This is a genomic window from Microbacterium sp. 1.5R (assembly GCF_001889265.1).
GTDB lineage: Bacteria > Actinomycetota > Actinomycetes > Actinomycetales > Microbacteriaceae > Microbacterium.
The window spans coordinates 3611245-3620317 of sequence record NZ_CP018151.1 but is presented as its reverse complement, the minus strand read 5'-3'; the positions used below and the strand labels follow the sequence as shown (position 1 = coordinate 3620317).

The 9073-nt window shown below is 63.7% G+C and carries 9 protein-coding genes; all 9 read left to right on the top strand.

Annotated features, from left to right (window positions below):
* Positions 1-318 precede the first annotated feature (318 nt).
* The 9 genes from rpmH (at position 319) to BMW26_RS17335 (ending at position 9024) form a co-directional block, all read left to right on the top strand.
* Positions 319-456 carry a 50S ribosomal protein L34 gene (gene rpmH / locus BMW26_RS17375; protein WP_022889115.1) on the top strand — a complete coding sequence of 46 codons (138 nt, stop codon included), beginning with the start codon at positions 319-321 and terminating at the stop codon, positions 454-456.
* A 6-nt stretch (positions 457-462) separates the two neighbouring features.
* Positions 463-804 carry a ribonuclease P protein component gene (gene rnpA / locus BMW26_RS17370; protein WP_072592158.1) on the top strand — a complete coding sequence of 114 codons (342 nt, stop codon included), beginning with the start codon at positions 463-465 and terminating at the stop codon, positions 802-804.
* Positions 801-1151, top strand: a complete 351-nt coding sequence (gene yidD / locus BMW26_RS17365) for a membrane protein insertion efficiency factor YidD (protein ID WP_072592157.1) — start codon at positions 801-803, stop codon at positions 1149-1151. Before rnpA ends, yidD begins: the two co-directional genes overlap by 4 nt.
* Positions 1152-1154: 3 nt before the next feature.
* Positions 1155-2225 carry a membrane protein insertase YidC gene (gene yidC, locus BMW26_RS17360; RefSeq protein ID WP_056275685.1) on the top strand — a complete coding sequence of 357 codons (1071 nt, stop codon included), beginning with the start codon at positions 1155-1157 and terminating at the stop codon, positions 2223-2225.
* Positions 2222-2716 (top strand): Jag family protein, encoded by a 495-nt coding sequence (locus BMW26_RS17355; RefSeq protein WP_056275682.1) that lies wholly within the window; start codon positions 2222-2224, stop codon positions 2714-2716. Before yidC ends, BMW26_RS17355 begins: the two co-directional genes overlap by 4 nt.
* A gap of 37 nt (positions 2717-2753) precedes the next feature.
* A complete protein-coding gene (gene rsmG / locus BMW26_RS17350; RefSeq protein ID WP_072592156.1) occupies positions 2754-3374 on the top strand; it encodes a 16S rRNA (guanine(527)-N(7))-methyltransferase RsmG in 621 nt (206 codons plus the stop codon).
* Positions 3375-6150: 2776 nt separating this feature from the next.
* Positions 6151-6594: an AAA family ATPase gene (locus tag BMW26_RS17345; protein ID WP_072592155.1), complete on the top strand. Its 444-nt coding sequence runs from the start codon at positions 6151-6153 to the stop codon at positions 6592-6594.
* Between the two features lie 586 nt (positions 6595-7180).
* Positions 7181-8056, top strand: coding sequence for a ParA family protein (locus BMW26_RS17340; protein WP_198032355.1), 876 nt, complete (start codon positions 7181-7183; stop codon positions 8054-8056).
* The gene (locus tag BMW26_RS17335; RefSeq protein WP_083569415.1) at positions 8056-9024 is read left to right on the top strand and encodes a ParB/RepB/Spo0J family partition protein; all 969 of its coding nucleotides are present in this window, start codon (positions 8056-8058) and stop codon (positions 9022-9024) included. The genes BMW26_RS17340 and BMW26_RS17335 overlap by 1 nt, the downstream gene beginning before the upstream one ends.
* Positions 9025-9073 lie beyond the last annotated feature (49 nt).

Here is a 9073-nt window from a genome sequence, read left to right as displayed (position 1 = left end):
GACGCTCCGTGCTGAGGGGACGACGGGCTGTCTGGATGACGCGGCCCGCCTGTGGATAACTTCGGATGCCACGGTAGTCACCACGGCTGGGAACGGCAACCTGCCTACGGGAATCCGCGCGCGTGTTGCTCATACGTGCATGCCGCAGGGTTGTGGATAATAGCTGTGCGGATCGTGCCTGAGCTGGTGGTCGAAGCGCGCAGATTTGCTCTGCGCGCCGTCAAGACGTACCCTTAATCGGTTGACTTATGCCTGAACGGCAGATCCCTATGTCTCCGGTCAAAATGATCCCGGTGGCAGCATTCCCGGAGTGATTCCATGAGCAAGCGCACCTTCCAGCCCAACAACCGTCGTCGCGCCAAGAAGCACGGCTTCCGTCTTCGTATGCGTACCCGCGCCGGCCGCGCGATCCTTTCGGCTCGTCGCGCGAAGGGCCGCACCGAGCTCTCCGCGTAGATCGCTGTGCTCGCCCGCCCGTATCGTGTGACCCGCGGGAGCGACTATCGACTGGTCGTTCGACGCGGATCCCGTTGTGGCGGAGCCAAGGTCGTCACCTCGATGCTGACGACGGGCGAGAGCAGAGCCGCGAGGTTCGGATTCATCATCAGCAAGCAGGTGGGCACCGCTGTGGTGCGCAACACCGTGCGCCGGCGACTCAAAGCCGTGTGTGCGGACGCGCTGACGCGGGTCCCCGAGGGCACGGATGTCGTCATCCGTGCCCTTCCTGCATCCGCGACCGCGACCTACGCCGAGCTGAGTGCGGACGTGAACCGGTGTCTGGATCGTCTCGGGCAGCGGCCATGACCGCTCTTCCGGCATCCTCGATCGGCTCCGCTCAGCTTCATGCCGGTGACGCGATCCGCAGCATCCCGCTGATCCCCCGGAATCTCGTCCTGGGGCTCCTCGCCGGGTACCGCAAGGTGATCTCCCCGATGTATGGAGATGTCTGCGCCTATTACCCATCTTGTTCCGCTTACGCTGTAGGTGCGGTGCAACAGCACGGCGCAGTGCGGGGAGCGGCGCTCTCGGCGTGGCGCATCGTTCGTTGCAATCCCTGGAGCCACGGCGGCGTCGATGACGTCCGTCCGCACGAACACTTCCGTTATGACCTGACCGCTCACGGTTTCGTCGTCCCTGCCCGAAAGGATTGATCGGTGGGTCTTGACCTTCTGCTCGCCAGCGCAACACCCTCGCCGGAGCCTGCCTCCGGCGGCTTCGATCTGATCGGAACCATCCTCTGGCCCCTCAAGTGGGTCGTCGAGCTCGTGCTCGTCGCCTGGCACTGGCTGTTCACGGCCGTCGGTCTTCCTGCCGCATCCGGTCTGACCTGGGTGCTGTCGATCGTCGGTCTCGTGATCGTGGTCCGTGCTGCCCTGATCCCGCTCTTCGTGAAGCAGATCAAGAGCCAGCGAAAGATGATGGAAATTGCTCCTGAGCTGCGAAAAGTTCAAGAGAAGTACCGGGGTAAGAAGGATCAGCTCTCTCGCGAGGCCATGAGCCGCGAGACGATGGCGCTCTACAAGAAGCACGGCACGACGCCGATGTCGAGCTGTCTTCCGCTTCTTGTGCAGATGCCCATCTTCTTCTCGCTGTTCAGCGTTCTGAGCGACGTCTCGAAGCACCACAACCTGGGTGTCGGAGGCGTCGGTCTGCTGAACGCCGAGCTCACCGAGCAGTTCTACAACGCCGAGCTCTTCGGTGTCGCATCGCTGCACGAGACGCTGGGGAACGCGGTCGACGCAGGGAACACCACAGCGATCATCATCCTGGTCACGCTCGTCGTGCTCATGATCGCGTCGCAGTTCTTCACGCAGCTGCAGATCATCTCGAAGAACCTGTCGCCCGAAGCCAAGACCGGCCAGGCGTACCAGATGCAGAAGATCATGCTCTACGTGCTGCCTCTCGGCTTCATCTTCTCGGGCATCTTCTTCCCGCTCGGCGTGGTCGTCTACTGGTTCATCTCGAACCTCTGGACCATGGGACAGCAGTTCCTCGTCATCCGTGAGATGCCGACTCCCGGATCTGAGGCTGCGAAGGCTCGTGAAGAGCGTCTTGCTCGCAAGGGCAAGGCGATCGACGCCTCGGGCAAGGTCGTCCCGATGGCGGCATACGAAGCAGAGCAGCAGCGTCTGCTCGAAGAGGCGGAGCGCGCGAAGGCGCAGGCCCCCAAGCGTCAGCAGCCGGTGGGCAAGAAGCGTTCGAAGAAGAAGGGGAGCGGTTCGTGACGACCGACAACGTGACCGAGACCGTGGAGCCCACGGTCGCAGAACTCGAGAACGAGGGCGACGTCGCCGCTGACTACCTCGAAGAGCTGCTCGACATCGCCGACATCGATGGGGACCTCAACCTCGACGTGCGGCAGGGCCGCGCATATGTCTCGGTCGAGGCTGAGGGAGACGGACTGGCGCTTCTGTCTGCACCCGACACGGTGCAGGCGCTTCAGGAGCTCACGCGTCTTGCGGTCCAGAGCAAGACGGGTTCGTTCTCGCGATTGATCCTCGATGTGGGCGGATCGCGCGATGCGCGCCGCCGTCAGCTTGAGACGCTCGTGAACGCCGCCGCAGCCAAGCTCGACGATGGAGCGACCCAGGCGTCGCTGCCCGCCATGTCCAGCTATGAGCGCAAGCTGGTGCACGACATCGCGGCTGATCAGGGTCTCGTGTCCGAGTCCTACGGCGAGGGTGCCGACCGCCACACTGTTCTGCGTCGTCGTTGACGTCTCACATGCGACGTCAGGCCAGCAGGATGCTGTCGTGAGTGACCTGGAGATCGAACCGTCGGTGGCGGTCGATCTTTTCGGCGATCGGATCGAGCTGGCCCGGCAGTTCACGGGGGCTCTCGCTCAGCATGGCGAGGAGCGAGGACTCATCGGTCCTCTCGAGCTCCCGCGTTTGTGGTCCCGGCACATCTTGAACAGTGTCATCGCCGCCCCGTTGTTCCACGGTTCAGTCGCGGACATCGGTTCGGGTGCGGGGCTGCCCGGTATCGTCCTCGCGATCGCGCGACCTGATGTGCACTGGACGCTCGTCGAGCCGATGGAGCGCCGGGTGATCTGGCTGAACGAGCAGGTCGCCGAGCTGAAGCTCACCAATGTCGAAGTTCTGCGCGCGCGTGCCGAGGAGGTGACTCCTGCGAGCTTCGACGTCGTGACAGCTCGTGCGGTCAGTGCTCTGAAGACGCTGATCCCGCTCACCGCTCCGCTCGTGCGTGATGGAGGCGAACTCACCCTTCTCAAGGGAATGAATGCCGCCAACGAGATCGAAGCAGCGCAGAAGCAGATCAAGAAGTTCCGCCTGTCGGACGTCCGCGTCGAGACTCTCGGCGAGAACGTACTGCCCGAGACGACCCGCGTGGTGAGGGCAGTCGTCCGCTGACAGGTCGATGCCGCGGCTTAGGAAGCTGACCTCCGTCGGGGGATGGACCTACATTCCGCGTTCGAGATGTACCCGCGCGCTAGAGCGCAGGTGGTGGGTGACTTGGCCACGCACGGTGGTCATGGGCCAGGCACTGTTGTGATCTGCCTCTGCAGCATATGAGTCTTTTGTCGGGGGCTCGTCCGGTTGAGCCGGACCTGGTCACCGCGCGAGGCCGGTAGAGTCCCTCGACGATCGTGCCACGATTCGAGTTTATGGCTGATGAGAAGGGTTTTCTTCCGACCCTGGTCGTGCACTTGTGTGGGAGCTCCGTTGCGACGTGACGAGGCACTCAAGCGCTGCTGGATACGGTCAGCAGTGCCGGATAGCCGCCGGCACTCTGCCCTCGCCGTCAAAGACTGTCCCGGGATCACGGTCGGTGGTAACGGAACGTGGGCGTGTGGCACGACAGATCAGGCTTCACAGCAGACGTGTCCGGTGTCGGAATCCGGAATGGGTCTGTCCCCGTGTGCTCGTAAGCGAGAGTGTTCGCCCCTCTGGGAACGACCGGGGGTCCTGACGATGTTTCACGTGAAACATGGATGGTCGACTGCCATGCGGGGGCAAGCCGAGGCGGCCCGAGGTGGGCCGAGGTGGGGTGAAGGGATTCCGCCGACAACTTGCGGTGGTCCGGGTCACGAGGGCGTTGCGCTCGCTGGTCTGATCTGTGCCACTCAGCCGCACTTCGAGGCACTGCGGACGGCTACTGTGCGCTGCGATGCTCGTCGCTGCGCTGGGGAGCAGTGCTGCGAGCATCCCTTCTTCTTAGCGCCGGGCCTGGATCTTTGCTTTTCGACCCACGTCACTTCACAGCAGCGGACTTCACCTCACTGAACTGCCCTAGACCGCACTACACCGTGCGGTCTGCAGTGATCTCTCCTGTTCTGATCTGCGCTCTCGTGATCTGACCTGCGCTACTCGGACGTGTGCCGTGTGCCGTGTGCCGTGTGCCGTCTGTTGGGCGTTCTGACCACTGAGTGGGGTCCGCGCGTGGTGGAGCGCACGTGTGGCGCTCAGAGCTCGTGGACCGGGGCGCGGGTCCGCCGGGAGTCGTATGTTTCACGTGAAACAATCGTTGTGTCGCTGCCACGGAACGGATCGCGGTGCCCTTGGCGTGGCTACGGGTGTCATCCCGGTCCACACCATCCGCCGGGGGAGCGTTGCGAGCTGACAACCAGATCATGGCGCCGAGGAGCGGGACCGTCTGCTCCAGGCGTGGTGGGGCGGCCGAACATAACTGGAACTTTCACTCGGGGCATCGCGGCGGAACCGGTCAGGCAGCAGCCCTGCCCTGCTACCGCTGAAAACATCCGGACGACATGGTGACCTGGCACCACCCTGCTCAGTCTTACCGGGGTTCTTCGCAGCATGGCTTGAGTGAGTGACAAGCCTTCCTGGCGCGAATGGACGTCTTTCCTCGGGCCGACCGCGTCGCGCTATGCGGCAGGCACAAGTGTTTCACGTGAAACATCGAGCGGCGGGTCGTGATGGCTTCGGATGATCGCGACCGCGCGATAGCAGGAACAGGGGGAGGGTCTCGGGGCCGGCCGCGACGTGGGCGATTGAGGGCGCGCTAGTGGCGCGTCGTTGCTGGGTGCCCGTACACCGTCGGGTGGACGGTTTCAAAGACTAGTGATCGCGTCACGATCCCAGTGAGTAGTTTGCGAAGCCCCGCTCGCGAGACAGTCGCTAGCTCATTGATGTGACGAGTCATCGGGCGTCTCGAAGGCGCGGGGATTCTTGGCCCGAGAAGCGGCGGTCCCCGGTTTGAACGATAGAAATCGTGAGCAGGCGCGAGGCTCGGTGTCGCACCGAGAGCCCGAGCAGCAGCGCTCTGGAGGGCTACCCGCAATGGGACGCACGCGGTCGTTGCTGATGCCCCTGCTGCGGATGCCAGCGAGGTGCACCCCGAGGTCTGCTGCGGCGGTCGCGGGCGGGGTTCTCGGATAAACCCCAGTTCAGGGGCGGATCCGTGCACCACCCGAGCTCGGCAACCGTGGCCAGCCGGTGGGCGTGGCTCGTGCTGACTTGCCGTCAGTATGGCGCAAGGGAAGAGCAGACGGGACGCAGTAGACGAACGTTTCACGTGAAACACCGTGAGTGGTGTTTCGCGCCTGCGGTTCCTTTGCGGATCGACGCCACGCACTAGATCCTCACCGGACCCAAGGCGGGCGAGCTGACTCTAGAGCGATGCTTGCAGCGAGGAGCCGAGGCCGTCGACGCGCCTTGGCCCAATCCTTGATAGCTGTGCAGCATGCGCACGACGTAATTCTGTCGGGTCCGTCTGAGCAGATGTTTCACGTGAAACACCGTAGGACTCGCGATGAGATGGGTGGGGCTCCACCCGAAAGGTCGGTCCCACGTGACTACGGCGCTACCCTTCGTCAATCGACGTGGCTGGGCTGTCTGAAGCCGTGCGTGGCGTGCACGATGCGTCTGTGACGACTAGGTGATTCGCGCGTGGGTGACCTCGGGGGTGAGGTTCACTGGTGAGACGACCCTGAGGCAATGAGCGCAGGCGATTACGCAGCGGAGTGAAGCCCCTCGCCGCTCACGGTGATGCACCGGCTCGAGCCAGCGTAGAACCCGAAGCAAGAGTGGGGGCCTGCTACCGCTCGGCTAGCCGGAGCAGCTCTGGACGCGGAGGCAATTTCGTCCGCCTGCACGCGGTCCGGGTAGAACGCTCCTGTCACTCACGTCGGCGATGTTCCACGTGAAACATCGATATGGTGAATGCATGGTGCGCATGCTCATCACTGGGATGTCTGGCGTCGGCAAGTCCAGCGCGCTGCAGGTACTGGGGGAGCGGGGATACTCCGTCGTCGACACCGATTATGGACCATGGACAGCCGAGTCGGGACTGTGGGACGAGGTCTTGATGGGTGCGCTACTCGGGGAGAGCACCGAAGTCATCGTGTCTGGCACGGTGTCGAATCAGGGTGCCTTCTACGACCGATTCGACCATGTGGTGCTCCTGTCAGCGCCTATTTCGGTGATGCTCGATCGTGTTCGTCGGCGCTCTTCGAATCCCTACGGCTCGACGACGGTGCAGCAAGACGAGATTCGCACGAACCTCGAGACCGTGGAGCCGCTACTGCGGGCGACATGCACGTCCGAGATCGACGCAACTCAACCGCTGACCGCCGTCGTCGACCGGATCGAGCAGCTCCTACGATCTTGATCGAGGCCGATATGCGTCAGATGTTTCACGTGAAACTATGCGGCTGTCGACCGTCACCACGGACCTCGGCGCACACGGGAGGATCCGGTTCCACGCGATAGTGGTGTGAAGGATGCTGACGAGTCCTTTGTGACCGGTCGGTCTCCCCGAAACGAGGGGCGTCAGCGACGGAGGCTCGTTGAGTCCCGTAAGCCGCTAGCGGGCAGCCTCTTTCACAGAGGGCGCGACATCCGTGTGGGCCGAGGACAGAGACACCTGCTCTCCTCACGCCCGTGCAACCACCGACACGAACTGGTCGCCGGCGCGACAGATGGTGCAGTGCGTGGACGTCGTCCCTCCATGCGTGTAGCCCTATCTCCGGTGCGTCAGGACGTTCAACGGCACAATGAACACCCAGGCCAGAAGGCGAAAGTGCCATTCTCTCCGCAACGGCACGTCCGGACGAGTTATCACCGGCCTGCACGACTCAGGAAGGATTCGAGAAGGCAACGTCTGCCGCAGCGATTAGAGTGGAACACGGCCCCGAAAGGAGTGGATGTTTCACGTGAAACAGCCCGAAAAGGCATCACCGAAGGACTCTTTCGGGATGGATACGCCCCTCGCGCGGGAACTCGCCGATCTCTCCGCACGACGCAGAGCACTCGAGACCGTGTCCATCGACTTCGCCGGCGACACCCGCATCCTGACGGTCTCCAACCAGAAGGGCGGCGTCGGTAAGACGACGAGCGCCGTCAATGTCGCCTCTGCACTCGCGGGTCTTGGCGCACGGGTCCTTGTGGTCGATCTGGACCCTCAGGGCAACGCCTCGACCGCGCTCGGAGTGCCGCACAACGCCGAGACTCCGAGCGTCTATGACGTCCTGATCGAAGACACCCCGCTCGCCGACATCGTGCAGCAGAGTCCCGAGGACGAGAACCTCTTCTGTGCACCGAGCACCATCCATCTCGCCGGCGCAGAGATCGAACTCGTCGCGCAGGTCGCACGGGAGCATCGACTGCGACGTGCGCTCGAGGAGTATCTCGTCGACAACCGTATGGACTTCGTCATCATCGACTGCCCTCCGTCGCTCGGGCTGCTCACGATCAACGCCTTCACCGCGGCGAACGAGGTCTTCATCCCCATCCAGTGCGAGTACTACGCGCTCGAGGGTCTGAGTCAACTGCTCGGCAGCATCCAGATGATCCAGAAGCACCTGAATCCCGGACTGCACCTCTCCACGATCCTGCTGACGATGTTCGACGGACGCACGCGACTCGCGCAGCAGGTGGCGGACGAGGTCCGCACACACTTCCCCGAACAGGTGCTCGACACCGTCATCCCGCGTTCCGTGCGGGTGTCGGAAGCACCGAGTTTCGGTCAGACCGTGATCGCCTACGATGGGCAATCCGCCGGCGCCGTCGCGTATCGCGAGGCCGCTGTCGAGATCGCGTCGCGGACGGCGACGCAGAGCAAGGAGAAATGATGGCGAAGCGCACTGGACTGGGTCGGGGCATCGGAGCCCTCATCCCGACGGCTGATCAGTCCGAGCGTCCCGTGGATGTGTTCTTCCCCGGAGCCAATCTGCGTCCGGCGACGGAGCAGACCAGTGACCAGCCCGCAGCAGAAGCCGACCTCGAGGTCGTTCCCGGCATCCACCTCGTCGAGGTCGATCCGCAGAAGATCGTGCCGAACCCGCGTCAGCCGCGCACGCACTTCAATCCCGAGGACCTCGCAGAGCTCGTGCACAGCGTGCGTGAGTTCGGCGTTCTGCAGCCGGTGGTCGTTCGCAAGAACAGCGACGGCGAGTATGAGCTGATCATGGGGGAGCGGCGCACCCGCGCCGCGCGGGAGGCGGGCCTCGAGAAGATCCCGGCGATCGTCCGCGAGACTGCCGACGAAGATCTCCTGCGCGATGCTCTGCTCGAGAACCTGCACCGCTCCGAGCTGAATCCGCTCGAAGAGGCCTCGGCATACCAGCAGCTGCTCGAGGACTTCGGGATCACCCAGGAAGAGCTCGCCACGCGGATCGGTCGGTCGCGCCCTCAGATCAGCAATACGATCCGTCTGCTCAAGCTCCCCGTTCCCGTGCAGCAGCGTGTGGCGGCGGGGGTGCTGACGGCTGGACACGCTCGCGCGATCCTCAGCCTGGAGTCACCCGAGGCCATGCAGCGTCTCGCCGACAAGGTCGTGAACGAGGACCTGTCGGTGCGCGCGACCGAGGTCGCTGCGAAGACGGAGCCCGCAGCACCCGGCCGGACGGCGAAGCCGACTCCGGGCGCTCGACGGGCGTACCTCGACGAGGTGGCCGGCAACCTCGGGGATCGCCTCAACACTCGCGTCAAGGTGTCGCTGGGCGCTCGAAAAGGCCAGGTCATCATCGATTTCGCATCGATTCAGGATCTGAACCGCATCCTCGGTGAACTGGGCGAATCGGGGTACGGTCCGGCGTGATACCGCCGCTCGACCCCTGAGCGGTCGTAGACTCTCGACATCTCGTCGA